This is a genomic window from Methanofollis aquaemaris, from assembly GCF_017357525.1.
Classification (GTDB): domain Archaea; phylum Halobacteriota; class Methanomicrobia; order Methanomicrobiales; family Methanofollaceae; genus Methanofollis; species Methanofollis aquaemaris.
Map to the genome: position 1 here is coordinate 423,940 of NZ_CP036172.1, position 18,803 is coordinate 442,742.

20 protein-coding genes and 1 tRNA gene are annotated in these 18,803 nt (G+C 59.5%); 10 read left to right on the plus strand and 11 right to left on the minus strand.

Translation table 11 applies throughout. The annotated features are described in order from the left end of the window. Window positions 1-89: 89 nt before the first annotated feature. Entirely contained in the window at window positions 90-1,151 is a 1,062-nt protein-coding gene (locus RJ40_RS01930; protein WP_265581671.1) for an AI-2E family transporter, read from the minus strand. Window positions 1,152-1,447: 296 nt separating this feature from the next. Continuing rightward, window positions 1,448-2,104 (minus strand): hypothetical protein, encoded by a 657-nt coding sequence (locus tag RJ40_RS01935; RefSeq protein ID WP_265581672.1) that lies wholly within the window; start codon window positions 2,102-2,104, stop codon window positions 1,448-1,450. 47 nt (window positions 2,105-2,151) lie between these two features. On the opposite strand from RJ40_RS01935, the gene RJ40_RS01940 reads away from it, so the two are divergent. Together RJ40_RS01940 and RJ40_RS01945 are read left to right on the plus strand one after the other, a co-directional pair. After that, complete coding sequence (locus tag RJ40_RS01940) at window positions 2,152-2,415, plus strand: hypothetical protein (protein WP_265581673.1); 264 nt, start codon at window positions 2,152-2,154, stop codon at window positions 2,413-2,415. A 185-nt stretch (window positions 2,416-2,600) separates the two neighbouring features. Then, window positions 2,601-2,861: an RNA recognition motif domain-containing protein gene (locus RJ40_RS01945; protein WP_265581674.1), complete on the plus strand. Its 261-nt coding sequence runs from the start codon at window positions 2,601-2,603 to the stop codon at window positions 2,859-2,861. A gap of 62 nt (window positions 2,862-2,923) precedes the next feature. On the opposite strand, the gene RJ40_RS01950 is transcribed toward RJ40_RS01945, so the two are convergent. Both RJ40_RS01950 and RJ40_RS01955 read right to left on the minus strand, forming a co-directional pair. Beyond that, complete coding sequence (locus RJ40_RS01950) at window positions 2,924-3,649, minus strand: SagB/ThcOx family dehydrogenase (RefSeq protein WP_265581675.1); 726 nt, start codon at window positions 3,647-3,649, stop codon at window positions 2,924-2,926. A gap of 96 nt (window positions 3,650-3,745) precedes the next feature. Beyond that, entirely contained in the window at window positions 3,746-4,813 is a 1,068-nt protein-coding gene (locus RJ40_RS01955; RefSeq protein ID WP_265581676.1) for an alpha/beta hydrolase, read from the minus strand. 516 nt (window positions 4,814-5,329) lie between these two features. On the opposite strand from RJ40_RS01955, the gene RJ40_RS01960 reads away from it, so the two are divergent. The 3 genes from RJ40_RS01960 (at window position 5,330) to RJ40_RS01970 (ending at window position 6,210) form a co-directional block, all read left to right on the plus strand. Beyond that, window positions 5,330-5,413, plus strand: a tRNA-Leu gene (locus tag RJ40_RS01960). 365 nt (window positions 5,414-5,778) lie between these two features. Beyond that, window positions 5,779-5,916 carry a hypothetical protein gene (locus tag RJ40_RS01965; protein ID WP_265581677.1) on the plus strand — a complete coding sequence of 46 codons (138 nt, stop codon included), beginning with the start codon at window positions 5,779-5,781 and terminating at the stop codon, window positions 5,914-5,916. A 96-nt stretch (window positions 5,917-6,012) separates the two neighbouring features. Beyond that, the gene (locus RJ40_RS01970; RefSeq protein ID WP_265581678.1) at window positions 6,013-6,210 is read left to right on the plus strand and encodes a hypothetical protein; all 198 of its coding nucleotides are present in this window, start codon (window positions 6,013-6,015) and stop codon (window positions 6,208-6,210) included. A gap of 478 nt (window positions 6,211-6,688) precedes the next feature. Here the strand turns inward: RJ40_RS01970 and RJ40_RS01975 are convergent, their stop codons facing one another. Further along, window positions 6,689-6,934 (minus strand): hypothetical protein, encoded by a 246-nt coding sequence (locus RJ40_RS01975; RefSeq protein WP_265581679.1) that lies wholly within the window; start codon window positions 6,932-6,934, stop codon window positions 6,689-6,691. 869 nt (window positions 6,935-7,803) lie between these two features. On the opposite strand from RJ40_RS01975, the gene RJ40_RS01980 reads away from it, so the two are divergent. After that, window positions 7,804-8,667, plus strand: a complete 864-nt coding sequence (locus RJ40_RS01980) for a cupin domain-containing protein (RefSeq protein ID WP_265581680.1) — start codon at window positions 7,804-7,806, stop codon at window positions 8,665-8,667. Between the two features lie 40 nt (window positions 8,668-8,707). On the opposite strand, the gene RJ40_RS01985 is transcribed toward RJ40_RS01980, so the two are convergent. After that, on the minus strand, window positions 8,708-9,544 hold the full coding sequence (locus RJ40_RS01985) for a cache domain-containing protein (protein WP_265581681.1): 837 nt from the start codon (window positions 9,542-9,544) through the stop codon (window positions 8,708-8,710). 154 nt (window positions 9,545-9,698) lie between these two features. Here RJ40_RS01985 and RJ40_RS01990 point away from each other — a divergent pair, with 154 nt between their 5' ends. Together RJ40_RS01990 and RJ40_RS01995 are read left to right on the plus strand one after the other, a co-directional pair. After that, on the plus strand, window positions 9,699-11,486 hold the full coding sequence (locus tag RJ40_RS01990; RefSeq protein ID WP_265581682.1) for a dipeptidase: 1,788 nt from the start codon (window positions 9,699-9,701) through the stop codon (window positions 11,484-11,486). A gap of 98 nt (window positions 11,487-11,584) precedes the next feature. Then, window positions 11,585-13,657, plus strand: a complete 2,073-nt coding sequence (locus RJ40_RS01995) for a M3 family metallopeptidase (RefSeq protein WP_265581683.1) — start codon at window positions 11,585-11,587, stop codon at window positions 13,655-13,657. Between the two features lie 49 nt (window positions 13,658-13,706). Here RJ40_RS01995 and RJ40_RS02000 read toward each other — a convergent pair whose 3' ends face one another. Continuing rightward, window positions 13,707-14,792 carry a hypothetical protein gene (locus tag RJ40_RS02000; protein WP_265581684.1) on the minus strand — a complete coding sequence of 362 codons (1,086 nt, stop codon included), beginning with the start codon at window positions 14,790-14,792 and terminating at the stop codon, window positions 13,707-13,709. 64 nt (window positions 14,793-14,856) lie between these two features. After that, a complete protein-coding gene (locus RJ40_RS02005; RefSeq protein ID WP_265581685.1) occupies window positions 14,857-15,690 on the minus strand; it encodes an esterase/lipase family protein in 834 nt (277 codons plus the stop codon). Window positions 15,691-15,750: 60 nt separating this feature from the next. Between RJ40_RS02005 and RJ40_RS02010 the strand changes: the two genes are divergently transcribed. Further along, window positions 15,751-16,356, plus strand: coding sequence for a HEAT repeat domain-containing protein (locus tag RJ40_RS02010; protein ID WP_265581686.1), 606 nt, complete (start codon window positions 15,751-15,753; stop codon window positions 16,354-16,356). 24 nt (window positions 16,357-16,380) lie between these two features. Here the strand turns inward: RJ40_RS02010 and RJ40_RS02015 are convergent, their stop codons facing one another. Beyond that, the gene (locus RJ40_RS02015) at window positions 16,381-17,001 is read right to left on the minus strand and encodes a hypothetical protein (protein ID WP_265581687.1); all 621 of its coding nucleotides are present in this window, start codon (window positions 16,999-17,001) and stop codon (window positions 16,381-16,383) included. A gap of 363 nt (window positions 17,002-17,364) precedes the next feature. On the opposite strand from RJ40_RS02015, the gene RJ40_RS02020 reads away from it, so the two are divergent. After that, entirely contained in the window at window positions 17,365-17,895 is a 531-nt protein-coding gene (locus RJ40_RS02020) for a GNAT family N-acetyltransferase (protein ID WP_265581688.1), read from the plus strand. A 328-nt stretch (window positions 17,896-18,223) separates the two neighbouring features. Here the strand turns inward: RJ40_RS02020 and RJ40_RS02025 are convergent, their stop codons facing one another. Both RJ40_RS02025 and RJ40_RS02030 read right to left on the minus strand, forming a co-directional pair. Beyond that, complete coding sequence (locus RJ40_RS02025) at window positions 18,224-18,448, minus strand: hypothetical protein (RefSeq protein WP_265581689.1); 225 nt, start codon at window positions 18,446-18,448, stop codon at window positions 18,224-18,226. Further along, on the minus strand, window positions 18,417-18,755 hold the full coding sequence (locus RJ40_RS02030) for a winged helix-turn-helix transcriptional regulator (protein ID WP_265581690.1): 339 nt from the start codon (window positions 18,753-18,755) through the stop codon (window positions 18,417-18,419). Before RJ40_RS02030 ends, RJ40_RS02025 begins: the two co-directional genes overlap by 32 nt. Between the last annotated feature and the right edge of the window lie 48 nt (window positions 18,756-18,803).

An 18,803-nucleotide genomic window follows, 5' to 3' on the forward strand; every position in this document is an offset into this window, starting at 1 on the left:
TGGCGGAGAAGCGATGAAGGGATCGGTTTTCTTCTTTGTTCGCAGTGCCGGGGACGTCTGGAAAAAAATATGGGCAGGGACCGTCCGCCTCACTCAGGATCCTTTTCGCACGCCTTCTCCGCGAAGATCCCGGAGACCCCGAGCAGGCCGTTGATCCACCGCAGTTCGTCGCTGCACTGGAGCAGGATGATCAAGAGGAGCGTGATCGGGACGGCAAAGATCATGCCGGGCAGACCCAGTATCCAGCCCCAGACGATGAGCGAGAGGATCACAACGATCGGCGGCATCTCGAACCGCTTCGAGGCGATCCTGGCATAGACCGGGTTCTCGACGACGGCGTTGAGGAGGACGACAATCCCCACGACCGCCGCCGCTCCCCAGAGACCGTACTGGAGCCAGGCAAAAAATATTGCCGGGAGGGCGGCGATGATCAGGCCGATATAGGGGATGAAGGCCAGGATAAACGTGAGAACCCCCCACAGCACGGCGGAATGGATTCCCATCAACCAGAGCGAGAGGCCGAAGAGGACGCCGTGGATCAGGTTTGCCTCGGTCCTCACGATCACGAAATCCATCATGAGTCCGCTCATCTTCTCGATCCCGACGAACTTCTTCGGTTCAAGCACGAGTCCTTTCTTCAGGCGCTCGGAGATGCGGGGGATCTCCAGGACGGCGAAGATCGTCGTGATCAGGATTAAGAAGAGGTACATGAGCGCGTTCCCGAACCCGAGGGCATAGGGTTCGATGAAGGTGACGACATCGGCAAGATGGAGGGACGAGAGGGCGAACGACGAGGTATCGATGCCGACGTCATGAAGCAGTCCTGTCAGGTCGGCAAGGCGCATCTGGAGGTCGGCCTGGTAGGTCGGGAGGTCGTTGATCAGCGTCTTGAACGAACTGACCGTGATCGCCACCCCGACGATCATCACCGCGGTGGCGACGACCGAGATGACACCGATGGCGGCGATGTCGGGCAGGCCCCGTTTTCTGAGCATATCCATTGCCGGAAGGGCAAGGATTGTCAGGATCAGGGAGACCAACAGGAGGTTGACAACGTATGCGGAGTATCGCATCCCGATGACGATCACGATGAGTGCCGCCATGATGGCCAGCGACTGTAATGTACCGGAGAATTCTGAAGGATGGTCCATGATATATGTGTCGTAATGGGGAGAGAAAGGATATCATCTTTGGGAATTGATCCGTGGAAGGGATGGGGTTATATCATTTATTTGTCCCGTATTTCGGCGGCCCGGAGCACGCAGTCCCGGCAGTCCTGCATCCCGCAGGCGAACCTGCCTCGAAGAGTGCGGCACCGAAAGAACAATGAGATCGCACGGAAACGATCGTGGAAGGAAAGGCCATGAACACCGGAATGAGCGGATATACCCTGGGTCGGATCGAACCCGCCGACACTGTCTGGATGGAAAAAGAGATCTAATGGGTCTTACAGCATCTCGACCTCGTCCTCCTGCATCAGGCGCACCCGCTCCTCGTAGGCGTCGGGGTCGCGGGCGTACTCCCTGACGGCCCGGATCTCGTCTGCCGCCCGCCCGGTCAGGGCGGCCTGGAGTGCGGCGAGGTCGGCGTCGTGGCGGGTGAGGGCCGCTGCCATCACCGGGGATAAGTAATCCTCTTTTCGCACCGAATCGCCGTCAGCGGCCAGGTGCTCGATCACCGCCTGGTCGTCGCCCAGGACGGCGAGGAGGTGGAGGGCGAGTCTCACCGCCGTGCGGTCATCCCCGGAACATTCGAGGACGACGCGAAGCCGCGTGGCCGCGGCCCCCCGGTCTGCCGGGAGTGTCCCCTGCCGCATTGCCGAGGCATATAAAATCTGGAGACCCGTCTGCGCCGCCTTCCCCCTGAGGTCGAGCACCGCGGCGACGGCGTCCAGGTCTGCAGGCGCGAGCGGGTGCACCGCCTTGTAGAGGAGGAGGTCGTGGAGTGCGGCATGGACCGCATCCTCGTCCCCGGACGCCAGGGCCTCCTCCAGATCGGCGGTCCGAAAAATCGTCCTGTTGTCGTCCTGCATCATATTCCCGGAGATCACTCGCACCGACAACGCATGAAGGTGCCGTTGCCTGACGAAGACGACCCTCCACAAGGTTGATACCTGCCGCCCCCGACTCTCAGTCATCAGAGGAAGAGACGATGCTGCATACCCGTGAGATTATCAAAAAACTCTGGGACGCCCAGGGATACGGCAACCTCGCCATCTGGGAGGACGGGTCCACCGAGGTAGTGGCGCCGGAATCACAGCCGGAGAAAGGAGGCAAAGCACCCCTTGTCGTGCTCAAGCCCCTCGCCATGGTGGCCGGGTTTCCGATGCTCGATTATGCCCTCCATGACGCCGAACTCCTGGCCGCGGTTGAGAAGGCCATCCAGGATGCCGGGGCCGAGATCGTGCGGGACTGAGGGGGACGCACCTAACCCGCGCCGCTCCCTCCCCTTTAACCCGGCGCTTTCATGGCATAGGGCAGGCATTTAGTGGAGAATTGAGGAGTGCCCCGCATAGAAGAGAGGGTAAACATTACCGCTCTGCATTCAGGCACCCAAGGATTCATCACCTATAAGTGTTATTTTATAAGTGGAGACCTGAAATGGAAACCAGCAAGTTGTATGTCGGAAACCTGACATATTCGGTAACTGAAGACCAGTTAGAAGAATTGTTTTCCCAGTACGGCGAAGTCAAGAGCGTCCGTGTTATTGAGCGCAAGGGATTCGGATTCGTTGAGATGGGCACCCCCGAAGAAGCGGAGAGCGCAAAGGAAGCCCTGAACGAGACCGAGTTCTCCGGACGTATGCTTCGTATTGACGAAGCCCGCCCGCCGCGCCCGAGAAACGAATACCGGAGATACTGAGTTTTTCTCTTTCTCCTTTTTTAGGGTGTGCGATCTGTCACATCCCGATTGATCGATCAGCGTCAGCGCTCTCGTATCGTCTTTCCGACTGGCATGAGGTAGAGCGGATGCTCATCCTCGTTCATCCCGAGCACGCGCCCGACATCATCGTCATGGAACGCCCCGATCGAGACGGTTCCGAGTCCGAGGGACGCGGCCTGGAGGTAGATGTTCTGCGCCGCATGCCCTGCCTCCATATGCACGTACCTGATCCCGCGCTCCCCGTATTTCCCGGTGGTCCGCTCGTACACGCCTGCGATCGCAATGACGGCGGCGGCGTCCCCGACCGCCGACTGGTTGAGCGCCGCACCCGATAGGTCGCGCCTGCGATCTCCTTCTGCGACACGGTCGAGTCGATGCTCCGCCGGGAGGTAGCGGTAGACGCCGGCGGGCAGGTCGGCCACCTCGCCTGCCGCCACGTAGACCTCAAGCGGGTACAGCGCTCCGGCAGACGGGGCGGTTCTGAAGCCGGTCGGATCGTCGGTCACCCCCTGGGCCGCCCAGAGGAGTTGTGAGAGTTCTTGCAGGGTCAGCAGGCCGTCGGCGTACTCCCGCACCGAGCGGCGGGCCGCGAGCACCTCCTCGATTGATCGCCCGCCGTCCTTCCGGGGCGCCGGGAGTTGTACGCTCTTTTCTTCACGTTCTTCTGCCGGTGTCCGGACCTCTGTGGTCTGCAGTGTGGAGAAGACCATCGTCAACCCGACGGTCATCATGATCGTAACAAAAAGCATGAGCAGCAGATAGTTCATCCTGACCCCTCTCATGTGGGGCATACCCTGCGCTCTAATATTTATACCGCTCCCCTCGGGAGAGGCGTGAAAAAAGATGAGGACTGATCCCTTCGGTTACGTCCGGGTGTCTTCGCCGAGGTGATCGAGGAGGAAGACCGCGATCTCCTGGCGGGCGACGGCGGCCTCGGGGACGGGGGAGCCCTCGAAGATGTGCCACATGCCTTCGTAGACGATGAGTTCCGCGTCGACGCCGTCGTGCGTCATCTTCCGGTGGATCCTGGAGCACTCGCTCAGGAGGAGGTCGCGGGTGCCGGTGACGACGAGGGTGGGCGGGTAGTCGGCCGAGTAGTTTGCATAGAGGGGGGAGAGGAGCGGGTCGGTGCGATCGTGACCTGCGGCGTAGATGGCGAACCCGGTGAGGAGGGTCTCCTGGGAGAGGACGGGGTCGAGGCCGTCGTTGGTGTACAGGCTGTCGCTGCCGCCGGTGAGGTCGACGGCCGGGGAGAGGAGGGCGAGGGCGGCGGGCATGGGGAGGTCGTTCTCGTGGGCCCTGACCATGGTGGCGAGGGCGAGGTTGCCGCCGGCCGAGTCGCCCATGACGACGATCTTCGCGGGGTCGTGCTCTTTGATCAGGCTCTCGTAGACGGTGTAGCAGTCGTCAAGCGGTGCGGGGTAGGGGTGGTCGGGTGCGAGACGGTAGTCGACCGAGTAGACGGTGAGCCCGAGATCTTCTGCGAAGAGGTAGGCGATGGGGTACTCGGCGCTGTTGAAGATCCAGTCGCCGCCGTGGATGTAGATGGCGATGGGGTCGGCGGACGTGGCGTTCGTCGGGGTGATGACGAGGACCGGGACGCCGGCGATCTCTTCAGTCTCTGCACTCTCCATATGGCTGCGGAGTGCGTCGAGGACCGGTTTCTTCGCTTCGGCACTCATCGCCCTGGCCTTCTGCACTTCTTCGAGGGGGATGTTGGCCGGGACGGTGACGGCGGTGGTGGTCGTGAGGATTTCCTGCGCTTCGGCGCTGATGTCGGTGGGGATGGGGATGTCAGGCGTTTGCGTGGGTGTGGGCGTCGATGTCGTCGGGGTTGTCGGCGCCGGGGTCTGGACGCATCCTGCGGAAATCATGGCGATTGCAAGGAGGAGGGCGGCGGCCAGCAGGCGGTTGCGGGATGGTGTGTTCATGGTCTTGACCTCGGATAGGTTCTTTCTCAAGAGTATTTCTGGAGACGATAAACGTCTTCTGATTATTTTGAGGATGTTTCCCGGAGGGGAGAGGTCATCAGGCGCCGCTTTCGGATCGGGTCTGCGACCATGGATGCCCGGCCGACGCTAACTTCTGTCATGGTGCAACAGAATCGGTTCGGCGTCCTGCCTTACCGGGCAGGATATAGTCGTGCGACGCCAAAAGATGGACGTTTAAGTGGTGTGTGCGCATGGTGTTGATGCAGACGACGCCGCACGGTCTGGAGATGTCGTCATCCCTATCGGGATATGATATGTGGACTGCATCTCCGACCAATAGTGTTGATCATTTTGGTATTTTATTGTTTTTGTGGGCGCGGTTTTCAAAATGATCGCACATTTAATGAGATTCATTCATGTTTATTCATGATGAATTTTAAAAGTTCGGGAACGAGGGTGCGAACCCCCCCTGGCCGCCATCACCTTTTTGTTCTTGTATGTCCATTTTGTAGGAGAGCGAGGGTAGCCAAGTTGGCCAAAGGCGCCGGACTTAAGATCCGGTCCCGCAGGGGTCCATGGGTTCGAATCCCATCCCTCGCATTCATTCTCCGGGTTGCAGTTTGTTGAAAAAACGTCACTTCTGGAATTGTCCATTTCCTGATGGTGGGGGATTTCATGATCTGGCGAGGGAAGATCTGCGAACTGTCGAAAAATGAAAATCTTGATTGTCGTACCAGATAGTTTCCTCAGGTGATTTGACTCAGACTAGCAGATTATGTCAGATTTGAGAGCTGACACAATATTTTAAAATTACATATTGCCGACTGTTAAAAGTTGTAAAAATATCTGTTGTATTGGTCAGCTTTTCGTTTATTCGAAGATTATTCAGGGTTTTACAGCGATACGGGTTTATAAGAAGAAAAAGATACAAATTAAACCAGACTTAGGCCTGACGAGGAAACTATATGGCAATGAGCAAGAAACAACTGGGGAAGCAGAACAAAGTGAAGAAGGCCAAGGCAGAAGAGCTCTCAAAGCAGGCGGCCGGGGGCAACGAGGCCGCCAAGAAGAAGCTCAAGAAGCTCAACAAAAAGATCAAGTGAGCAGCCAGGAATTTTCAACGATTTTTCTTTTTTTTAAGGGCCAGAGCGTGAACGGATTGCCCCCGCGAACAAAAGGAGGCACCACGCGAATGAAGAATGGCCGTGAGCATGCCCGACGTGGCCGGTGCCGCAAGCACGGGGCATCGACCGCCCTCTCCGGAGTCGGCGGTGAGGTGCGTGGCGAGGAAGTCGCGGGCGGTCGGAGACGGCAGAAAAAGATCCCGGATCATCAGGACGCGGTGGGACGGGAGCCTGCGAGCGGTCCATGGTGGTCATATCGATCCACACTCTTGAAGGCACGCGTTCACTTTCACGGCGCACAGGCCATACTTATCACAAATATTGTATCATCATTATCTATGCCACGCGAATGTGGCGAAAATATCCGGAACCGGCGGAGTGGGCTGCCGTTCCTGCGATGAAGACCATGCACTCGTCACCGACGCCGACGCCGACACGTTACCGCCGTGTCGCCGGTGTTTGGGGGATGAGTTCGGGAGAGGTTCATGGCAACCTCAGCATGATGGTCTGAGTCTTTCACCCTTCACTGAACTTCCTTTTTTTTTTTGTTGTCGAAATCCTGCATTCCACCTGCGAAGGGGAACATCCGGAAGGAGGCGTGCGGTGCGTCACGACCTGACCGAATCGATGCCATCAAATGACGACTTCACAATCCACGCACATTTCAGATCAGAAATGTGACAGAAATGTGACAGAAATGTGACAGAAATGTGACAGAAATGTGACAATCACATTCTGGATCACATTTTCTTCAGCCTCGATAGACATACCTGCTCCCCCGCCCCTTTCCCTCAAGGCCGATCTGCGGATCTTCCTGCTGGAGTTGCTGCATCAACCGCACCGCCTGATACCGGTCCGGACGGGTAAACCGCCGGATCTCCGCGTTCGACAACCCCGCCTCACCGCGCTCGGCCCGCTGCCTGAGCACGCTCAACACCCGCGTCGTCGCCGCCTCCCGGTCGATCCGTCGGTCGCGGTCAGGGTGGCCCGCCGCCATCAGTCGGTGGTGAAGGTCGGGACGAAGAACCCGGTTGGTGCCCCGCCTTGAAAAACACCCCAAAAAACGCGCCGATTTCCGTCCATCTCTCCCGCCCTTTCCTCGCCCGCACCGGCACCTTCCCCCATGCGATGTCCGGCAACCACCTCTACCCTCCATTCTGACCCCGATATACCCGCGGTTTCCACGCTCAACCCGTCAAAATACCGCCAGAATAACAATTTCCCAAACGCAGTCCATTCCACCCGGATCAGCGGGCCCAAAATCGAAATCCTGACCCATATCGGGGAGACCCTGGGGGGGGGGAGGAGAGATCCCATCTCCATATTCCGCGCCTGCACCACCCGGGCAAAACACCCTCGAAACCTTCCGGGCATCTCATGCTCTCTTCTGTTGCGTCCAGGTCGCTCTTCACCCGGGCAAACTCCGGGTGGTCCAGGACGCCCGGCAACGTCTCTTGCAACCGTCCCCCTCTTTTTTCATCGGTTTTCAGCAGGTTACGGATGATGGCGTCACCCAACGGACGATGCGGAGTGCGTTGATCACGATTCGAACCCCGACACGGCGATACCGCCGGATCGTTTCCACCATTCCGGGGATCGCACTCACACCCACACCCGGACACAGAGGAACCGGTGCCACCGGGTGCGTGTGCGTTTTGCTGTACTTCAGTAATAAGAGAGAGACGCGTCTCTCTATCTGTACTAATACTATCAGATCCAGAACCGTTCCCGGCCGCTCGATCTTCGCAGACGTCGCTGCAATCCTGCGGGAAATCTGCTGGAATGGTGCAAGAGTCGGCGGGGCCGGGACCATCCGACCACCGCATCGGATCAGATTTATCAATTCACGCCGACTTTATGCCCATCATGCACAGGACGATCGCGCTCATCTTCATCTGCACCCTCCTCTCTGCCGGATGCCTCTCACCAGAACCTCCGCAGACGGAGGAGGGCGTCCGCCCGGTCGCGCCGGGAGCGAACATCTCCCTCTTTGAGGGCCAGGGGGTCTACACCGGGATCATCGGCGAAGAGACCCCTGATATCCCGGCAAACTACAGCATGGGAACGGTCACCATCCCACCGGGCAATGCCACGTCCCCGCACCGACTGGTCGGGACCACCGAGTTCGTCTATCTGACCGGCGGCGAGGCCGAGATCAGGTGCGACAACCAGATCGTGACCGCCCGTGCAGGCGAGGCCGTGCTCCTGCCCGCAGGCGTGCTCCAGTCGATCGCCTCGGTCGGGGAGACCGACCTCCGGTATGTCGACGTGATCCAGCCACCTTTCTCGGCGAAAAACGAGATCTCGGGCGACGACCTCGCGGCCCTCGCGGGGACGACCGACGGCGTCCCGGTCGTCTTCCCCGACCCCAGGGAAGGGATCGAGTGGGATCTCGGCTCTGAGATGATGATCTACACCCTGGCAAACCCGGTGCTGATGGAGGAGATGAACCTCCCGATCGAGTACAGCGTCGCGTACGTCGAACTCCTCCCCGGCGGCTCGATCGGATACAACCGGCTCAACGGCTCCTCCGAGGTGGTCTATGTCCTCGACGGCGAGGTCGAGGTCTTCACCCCTGACGCCGGAGCGGTGCGGGTTCCCGCCGGAACTGCGGCGTACGTCCCGCCCGACCGCGTGAAAGGCTACCGGAACGTCGCGGCGACGAACTCGACGATGCTCAGCTTCGTCGACCCGGCCTGGACGCCTGAGCGGACCGAGATGCTGGAGTGAGAGGTCGAGAAAAAAAGTGATCTTCTGGTCTGGCACGTCCTCAGACGAGGGGGCGGATGACGACCAGACGCCACTCCGTACCGTGCAGACCGACCGTCGTCCAGTACGCCTCCTTCCGGACGATCCCTTCAAAGCCGGTGTCATAGAAGGAGTAGGTCGCATGCCCCGACCAGTTCCCGGAAAAAGATCGTGCAGTCTCGAGGATCTCCGGGAAGTCTGCATACATGGATTCGTTGAGCGTCTCCTTCCCGATCTCTTCGGGGTCCGCATCGTAGAGCACCAGACCGCCTGCCTGGGCGGCCATCACGGCATAGGGCGTCCCGTTGATCGCGGACTCTGCGTGCTCGCCGACGAGACGGTCGGGCAGGAAGGAGATGCTCACCATGCCGATCAACTCTTCATCCGGCGAGAAGACGGGGCACTCGATCGTCGCTGCGTACCCGCCCTCTGCAAGGGGGAAGAGGTCGGACATCACCGGCGCCTTCCGGTCGAAGACCTCCCGCACGACGGCCTGCTCGCCCAGATTGCTCCCGACAAGCCCGAGGTCGGCGGGCCGGGCGGCAGTGACCGTGCCGTTGCGTGCGACCGCGATCGCCGTGGAGACGGACGGATCGGCCGCCAGCGCACCGTCGAGGAGCGCCTCCGCTTCCGGCCCCGAGAGCCCGGTGCTCTCAAGGCCCGCGGCCGTCTCCGCCGTCGCCCGGTCGATCGCCGTCAGGCTTCCGGTGACCGTGCCCTGCATCTCGCCGAGGAGGGAGAGCATCTCCACGCGGGCGGCGTCATCGGAGGCATTGCTCTCCGCCGGGGTCGTGCAGCCGGCGCAGAGAAGGGAGGCCGCCACCAGGACGAGAGCGATCGCCCATGCATGAGATTTCATACATCACCTCTCGACAGAAGAGGACAAGAAATCGACGCACGGAGAAGATGGGGAAACACCGGCAAGAGACCATCTCTGATTCGGTTCACGAGGATCGGGAGAGGTGAGAACCACAATAACGATACTTTTATTTTCTCTATCTCCACTTCTCCGTATGAAACGTACAGGAATCTTTCCGGTCCTGATGATTTTTCTTCTCTGTGCACCCGTCTCGGCGTGCACTATCTTCGCGGTCACGCCGGGCGCCTCCGAGAACGGCACCATGTATGTCGGTCACACCAACGACGGCGTCGGTCCGGACTGGAGAAACATCGACGACATCGTCCTGACCTATGTCCCGGCGGCCGACCACGCCGCAGGAGAGACGAGACCGGTCTACTTCGACCCGAACAGCGGTTCCGACGCCGCCGGCAAAAAAGCAGGGAACGCCACCGAGCTCGTCCTCGGCGAGATCCCGCAGGTGCCCCGCACCTACGGGTATTACACCGCCTCCTACGCCATGATGAACGAGCACCAGCTCCTCAGCGCCGAGTGCACCGATTATGCGAAGGTCCAACTCGACGCCGAGGAGGGGAAGAGGATCTTCTACTCCTCAGAACTCTCGAACGTGGCGCTCGAACGCTGCACCACCGCGAGGGTCGCCGTCGAACTCGTCGGCAGCCTCATCGACACCTACGGCTATTACGGGACCGGCGAGACGCTCATCTTCGCCGACCCGAAGGAGGCATGGGTCATCGAGATGTGCTCCAGTCCGGCAGGCACCGGCGGGCTCTGGGTCGCCGAGAAGATACCCGACGGCGAGGTCTTCGTGGCCGGGAACGAGTTCAGGATCCGCACCGTCGCCGAAGGCGACGCGGACATCCTGCACACCCCCGACCTCTTCGCCGTCGCCGAGGAGTACGGGCTCCGGTCGCCCTCGGAGGGAACCTTCGACTGGCTGGAGGCGACGAGCTACGGCGAATATTCTCATCCCTACTACTCGCTGATGAGGGTCTGGAGCATCCAGAACCGGCTTGCGCCCTCGCTGAACCTGAGCCCCTATGTCGAGGACTCGTACACGACCGCCCTGCCCTTTACGGTCGCGCCCGACACACCGGTCAACCGCACGACCGCCCTCTCGCTCTTCCGCGACCACTATGAAGGCACGGAGTTCGACCTCACCGCCGGCGTCGCCGCCGGGCCGTTCGGGAACCCGTACCGCTATCTCGGGCCCGCCGATGCCCACACGAATTTCCAGAACGAGTCCTTCATCGAGGTGCGGCCGGGCGCGAACCCGCGGCCGGTCTCGGCGATCTTCTGCAGTTACAGTTATGTCGCCGAGGCGCGTGCAGACCTTCCCGATCCGGTCGGAGGCGTCCTCTGGTTCGGTCCGGCCGTGGCCTACGAGACGGTGTACGCACCGATGTATGCAGGATCGGAGAATGTTTCGAGTGCTTACACCACCGGGACGCGGACCGCGTACGACCCCGCCGCCGCCTACTGGACCTTCGATTTCGTGACCAACTGGGCGATGCTCAGGTACGACGCGATGATCGAGGACATCAAGGCAGAACAGGCCGCGCTCGAAGCTGACTCGATCCGGCAGGTCGGGGAGACCGACGCACGGGCGGCCGCCATGATCGCAGCAGGCGACGAGGCCGGCGCCCGCCGTCTCCTCACCGACTTCACGGTGCAGCGGGGCGACGAGATCATCGACGAGTGGCATGACCTCGCGGGGATGCTGGTCGTGAAGTACTCGAACGGACTCATCACCGACCCGGCGACCGGGGAGGTCGATGAACCCGGATATCCGGCATGGTGGTACCAGGAGGCCGACTACCAGTACGGCCCGAGGGTCTACGACCTCGAACGCCTCCGCGCCACGCCTGGCCTGAACTACACCGGCGAGAGTGTCTGGTTCCCCAAAAATGCGTCGATCGACCAGATCCTGGAGAGGATCTGATTCTTTTTTTGCAGGTTTTTTCAGGGTTCCCCTATGCCCGGCCAGATCTCGCACGCCTTTATTTCTCTTCAAAGAGACGTACACTATCACTGATCCCCATGCATACCATCCGCCGATACCATTTTTCATGGATCATTCTCCTGGCCGTCGTCATTCTCACGACCGCCGGATGCATCGAGAACGCACGGCATGAAGAGTCCGCAGAGGGTGTCGGCCCCATCCGGACCCACTACTCGCCCGGCGAGATAACAAAAATGAGAGAGGCCGCAGAAGAGACTGCAAACGCCTCGCTCGACGCCATCGCCGCGATTCCCCCGGACAAACGCACCTTCGAGACCACGGTCATCGCATTCGACCGGACACTCGCAGACTATTCCGACGCCGTCGGCCCCATCACGCTGATGGGTTCGGTGTACCCCGACACAAAAATCGCCGCAGAAGGCATGGCCTGTGAAGAATCTGCATCGGTCTTTTTCACCGGCGTGTATACCAGGCGCGACCTCTACGACGCTCTCCGGGACCAGAGCCCGCGCACTCCCGAGGAGTCCCGCCTCTACGACGTAACCATGAGGGAGTTCGAGAAGAACGGCCTGAAACTCCCTGAAGATCGTCTCGCAAAAGTGCGGGAGATGAGGACGGTGTTGAGCGGACTCGAGACCCAATACTCGGCCAATCTCAACAACGACAACACCACGCTCGAATGCACCGCCGACGAACTTGCCGGCGTGCCGTCGTCGTCGATGGCGGCGTTCTCGCAGACGCCGGAGGGAACCTATCTCGTCACCGCGAAGCGCCCGGATTATGTCGCGGTGATGACCTATGCCGACGACGCCGGGACACGCAAGCGGATGTACGAGGCATACCACAACCGGCAGGCGGAGGCGAACACCCCGCTCCTCGAAGAGGCGATCGTGCTGCGCCAGCAGATCGCACGGGAACTGGGGTACGCCACGTGGGCCGACTACCAGATCGAGGGCAGGATGGCGGGGAACACGAGCAATGTGATGGCATTTCTCACCTCCATGCAGGCGCCCCTGAAGGAGAAATACACCGACGAGATGGCGGACCTTCTCGCGATCAAGACGCGTCTGGACCCGGCGGCGACGGCGGTCGAGTCCTGGGACGTCGCGTACCTCCAGGATATCCGCAAGCAGGAGGAGTATGCCTATGACGAAGAGGAGGTCCGGGAATATTTCCCGCTCGACACCGTCCTTCAGGGGCTTTTCGATACCTACGGGACGCTCTTTGGCGTCGGGTTTACCGAGGTCGAGGACGCTGCCGTCTGGGCGCCCGAGGTGAGGCTGTATGCGGGGAAAGACCTGGACGGGAACGAGACGATCGGCTACCTGTACCTCGACCTCTATCCGCGTGAGGGGAAGTTCGGGCATTTCTGTGCGACGCCGGTGATCGGCGGGAGGATGGAAAACGGTACGTACTCGGTCCCGGTCGTTGCGATCATAGGTAATTTCCGCACGCCCGAGGGGGAGAAGCCGTCGCTTCTGACCATGTACGAGATCGAGACGCTCTTCCACGAGACCGGGCATGCGATGCATTATCTCCTGACGACCGCACCCTATGGCTCTCTTTCGGGGTTCAATGTGGAGTGGGATTTTGTCGAGACGCCCTCGCAGACGCTTGAGGAGTGGGCCTGGGATCCTGAGATCATGGAGTCGATCTCAGGCCATTATACCAACTCGTCCGAAAAGATTCCGCCGGATCTTCGCGACCGCGTCATTGCGGCGCGAGCGATCGGGGCGGGGAATGTATATGCCGGGCATCTGCTTGTCAATTCTCTGGAGGATATGCGGTTTCACACCGCGACCGCACCGGTCAATGTGACCGAGGTCTGGTCCGCGACCTGCGAGGACGTGACCGGCAGGCGCCCGCTTGCCGGCACGCATCAGCCTGCGTCGTTCGGTCATCTCATGGGCGGGTACGATGCCGGGTATTACGGGTATCTCTGGTCGAAGGTCTATGCCCTCGATATTGTCGACGAGTTCAAAGAGGAGGGGATGACCAACCGGACCACCGGGACGAGGTTCAGGGACGAGATTCTTTCACGGGGCAATATGGAGGACGGCACCGTGCTTCTGGAGAATTTCCTGGGGAGAGAACCGGGGCCCGAGGCGCTGTACCGGCACCTCGGGATAGAGATGTCCGGGGATAATTAATCAGCCAGACCGTTTCTCCTCCGATCTTTTTTATTTCAGATCCGGTCCATTACGGGATCTTTGCCGCGGCCTTCATGGCGAGGTCTTCGAGCAGTTCATAATCGGGATCAGGCCCGACGGTCACGAACATCTCATAGAGATCATATTGCGAGAAGGTGATCACGTAGTGAATGTGGTCCTCGGTTGCATTCCGGTGCCGGCCGATCAGTTTGAATGCCGCGGAGTTCTCCCCGATGGCGGGCGGGTCGAGCACTTCGTTTCGTCCGATGGAGTAGGTCTCGTAGTCGGAGTCGACCATTCTGGTGGCGTTTCCTTCAGGGAAGGTGATGAGTTTCTGCGAGATGACAAGGTCCCCCGGCTTTGGTGCCGGTTCTTCTGAAAAAAATTCTACAAATCCGACATCAGCCCCGAACGCTCTCATCGTCGGGGAGAGTTTTGACTCAGGTATCAACTTGTATCTGGGCGGGGCATAATCTGCGGGGAGATCGTCTATGGTTAAGAAGAGGTCGAAGAACTCTGTTCTCTGGGTGTCGGGCGCCGGCGGCGTGGTCGCCACCGGTACAGGGGCATCTATGATGTCATCAGCATGCTCATCTGCCGATGGCACCGGCCCGATGAGCAGGACCGCCGCGATCATGGCGACCACAAAGACATACACCGCGGCCGGCACCCAGAACAGCCTGCTCTTCCCGGTGAATGCCGCGTCGCCCCGGTTGATTTTCTCCGCCGTCCTGTAGGCGTCGTATATGGAATGTCCGAGGATCGCGATCACCGCGAGGACGGCGAGGAGGAGCACTGCCGCGGATACCCAGAACGAGACGAAGAAGAGCGGCACGACGAGCAGGGTGGCGAAGAGCGCCGTGACCGTATACGCCCCGAGATAGACGAGGCCGTCGTCGGTCCGCCCGTTATACCACTGCCCCCACCCGATCCAGAGGAGACTGCAAAGAGCGGCGACCAGGGGGTTGCGGATTTTTCTCACGTCAGGCGATTGAGTGGGGACGTTGTCGGATGGCGGCGATGGGGCGGCCGCGCCGTGCGGGAGGGAATCGTTTTGGGCACCGCAGAACGGGCAGGCAGGCAGGCTCTCGTCATAATAAATGTTACAGGAGGGGCATTCTCTGACCGGCGGCATGGATCAACTCTGATGAGAGAATGCCGCCGCACTTAATGTGCCTGTTGATCTTCTTTTCAACCCCTCACTCCCTCTCCGGGCAGACTCCCTGCGGTCGGGTCGCCGGGTTCTGGAGATACTCCATCACCCTCGCCATCACCTCGGGGTTCCTGGGCAGGCCGATATGGCAGTACTGCTCTGGCCTCTGCGCCAGGGACGCAGGATCCGCCGGGAGGATGTCCACGCCCGCGCCCGGCAGGTACGAGTCGGTGAGCGGCACGATGCCGTCGCCGGCATAGGTCGTCCGCCATTCGCCGTCGGGGCCGAAGGTCCAGGTTTTTCCCTCGAAGCAGGGGAAGAAGGCGGGGGTGGCCGTGAGGTTCGCGGCAAGGATCAGCCTGTACGCGATGTCGTCGCGGCCCTTCGCACGCCGCAGTGCGGCGATGGTCCTGCTGCCCGGCCTGAACTCCTGCACGATGACGTCGCCTTCGGGGTCGAAGGTGCGGGGCACGAAGACCCCGGCCAGGCGGTCGACGACCTCGGGGCCGTACCCGGGATCGCTGAAGAGTTCGGCCATGGAAGATCCGTTGTTCGGCGGCCCGAGACCGATCAACTGCCTGACCCGCTCTTCCCGCCGTCCCCCGTCGATCACCTCCAGGAGGTAGCGGGCGATGCCGGTCCCCATCGAGTGGCAGACCATGTCCACGGGTCCGGCATAGCCGGTCTCGTCCCGCGTCAGGGCGAGGAAGTCCCCGAACGCCGCGGCGATCTCGCCGGGCACGGCGTCGCCCATCTCGCTGTGGTCATAGATCCGGTACGGTATCGCCGCCGCCTCAAGGTGCGGTATCAGGCGTTTCCAGACGCCGGGATGGCTCCTCCACCCGTGGACCAGTACGGCCGGACAACTTCCTCGCTGCATCTCGCGATTCTTCTCTTCGTGAAACACCATGAGCCTTTGGCCTGGCCGGGGAAGAGATATATGGCATGGCCCAGATCTCAGCGGCATATGGACCGCACGATCCGGGCATTTGAGAAGGAGTCCTGGGACTGGAGAGAGGAGTTCACCGACCCTGGCGACGACGCCGGGGCGTCCCTCATAGAGAAACTCTCCGACGACGATATCGCCGTGCGGTGGAAGGCCGCCTGGGCCCTCGGCCATCTCGGCGACCCCCGCGCCGTCGACCCTCTCATCGCCTCCCTGGACTTCGCCGCTCCTGTCGTCATGGGGGAGGGGGTATTCACCCTGAACATGGCCGCCGCCTGGGCCCTCGGAAAACTGAAAGACTCCCGGGCGGTCGAACCCCTGGTCCGGGGCCTCTCAAGCGCCTGCTCCGACTATGTCTGGGTCGCGGCCTGGGCCCTCGGCGAGATCGGGGACAGGCGTGCGATCGGGCCCCTGCAGAAGGCGCGGGAGCGGGACGAGTTCGAGTGTGTCTGGCAGGGTGACGCCTCGTGGAGCGGACGGGTGATTGATCCTGCCGAAAAAGTCGTCCTCGCTTCCATCACGGAGCGGACGTTTCACGCCCCGGAGACGCCGGTCGAGAAGGCGCTCGAAAAGTTGGGTGAAAAAGGGGATTTCACCTGATCCGTTCCGCATCGCCGCGGTGATTTATCCCTTCTTCCCCTTTCTGTCCTGTCCTTTTGTTTTTGTGTACTTTCTTGGGATAGATTGAATGATCTCCCGGCCTTTCTCAGATTTTAATACCGTGAGCACTGCATTCTCAAGCACATCACTATCAATTTCGATCGTGATCTTCCCCCTGTTTGCAGGGTTAGGTCCGGGATCTTCGATTTGAGGAGCTGGTCTCTCCCCTCTCTTTTCGGTGAGATAACCTACATATTTTGGGATATCGAACTTCACTCCGTCGATCTGATCCCCGCGAGCTTGAATTACAATTGCCCGACTATGTGCGGTCAATTTCTTTTTCTCGGTGATATTAATGATATTCGCCAGCATCTCCCGGTATCCCTGATGACACATGGGACAATCGCAGAAACCCAGCTTCTTTTTGCCACTGGCAAGAATCAGAATAAGATTCATGAAGAGTGAAAAGGACATCTCATACGAGTCACAGAGGGTACGGATCGTGCACCAGTGAATGACATCCCCGTCCTTCGGAGAATCTTTTTGCGAAGCGGATTTTTTTCCATTCCGGGAGGGTGGAGGTTTTTCAATAATGATCTCGGGTTCGTCCGAGCTTTTTGCCTCTCGTAAATCGACACCACACATGCCACAAAAAGAATTGGTATCACCAATGTCATTCCCGCAAATATCACATTTCTTTTGCATTCAATGAACTAGAAATATTATCTGACTGATAATAGTGCCCATCGCGGGATTGCCGTGATTCGCATCGAACCCCTGGCCGGCGATGGAGAAACCATGGTTTTTGAGCACACCACGGAAGGCATTCTCAGAATGGATGTTCACGCTACGAAGAAGTGAAGATTTTACACCTTCATCTCTCTCTATCATCTCCGGGGAGTGGAAGCAGGAGAATTTTGGGATATGACCGATGAGAAAAACGGCAAAGATCGATCGAATAATACCTGGCAGATAAAAAGAAAATATACGTGCACGAGATATAATACGATGAAACCGCCCCTCTGTATCCGGACAAAATCAGCATCTCTTCGTCCCTGGGAGATCGATGATGCACCCGCCCTTGCACGCCATGCGAACAATCCGGATATCGCGGGTTCTATGCGGGACGGCTTTCCCTCCCCCTATACCCTGAACGATGCCGAGAATTTCATACATATGGCATCCGGCACGTCGTCCGCAATTCTGCTCGCAATAGAGGTGGACGGAGAGGCCGTCGGAGGGATCGGCGTCACCCCTCTGGACGACGTGTACCGAAATACGGCGGAGATCGGGTACTGGCTGGCCGCACCCTATCAGGGCAGGGGGATTGTAACAGAAGCGGTGAAGGCTCTCGTACCGGTTGCCTTCGAGCGTCTGGACGTTCTCAGAATTCAGGCGGGAATCTTTGAGAACAACTGTGCATCAGCGCGTGTCCTTGAAAAGTGCGGTTTTCAACGGGAAGCCATGCACAAAAAAGCGATCACAAAGAACGGAACGGTCATGGACGAAGTGATATACGCCTGCTTCAGGGACGAATAAATGCAAAAACGATGGAACGGTTCATCTTTAAATGGCCCTGTTGAAACCTCTCTGGATCGATGTTTTGCCAGGACTCACCGACCGCCTGGCCCCTCCATAAGATAGCGCCGAGGAGGACGGCACCGCCATCTCTTACGGTTATCTTTCTGCCTTCCCGGCGCAAGCGTCTGGGAAGACATGATAATCAGACATGCCGCCGTCTCGCTCATTAAAAAAATCAATTCGAGAGATTCCTAACAAAGGATTCGATAGAGGATTTCCATGAAACTCTCTTTTTTTTGGCTCTGTAGAATCGGGCATGAGGCATGCGTTCGCTTCATGAGCAATTTTACAGAGCCAGATTTTCAATATTCATCTCTGGATAAGAGGAGCGAGGCGATAATGCCGAGTAGTCCCGGAAATAGCCCACGAAGAATGCGACAAAGAACCCTATGAGGGGGAGGCCGGATGCCTGGGACATGACCGGCGCGACGCTCTCTGCAATCTCCTCGTAGCGTGCCCGGACAACGAGGACGACGGCGCTACTCCGCCATATCTTTTTTATGGCGGACATATCGTCGCCCCCATGCACTGATCACGTCCAGCACGGGGAAGACCGACTCGCCGAACTCAGTGAGACGGTATTCGACGCGGGGCGGTATCTCCGGGAATACGGTGCGGATCACGATCCCGTCTGCCTCGAGTTCGCGGAGGTTCTTTGTAAGCGTCACCTGCGTGATGCCCGGGACCTTTTTCATCAGTTCCCCGAACCGGAGCGGCCCTTTGCGCAGGAACCAGAGGATCTCCGGCTTCCACTTCCCGCCGATAACCCGGATATAGACGTGGACCGGCAGGACGTCGGGATCTGATTCTGAGCTCATTTGACCATTAGTACATTTTTTAACCCTATATACATTTTTTTATGCTGG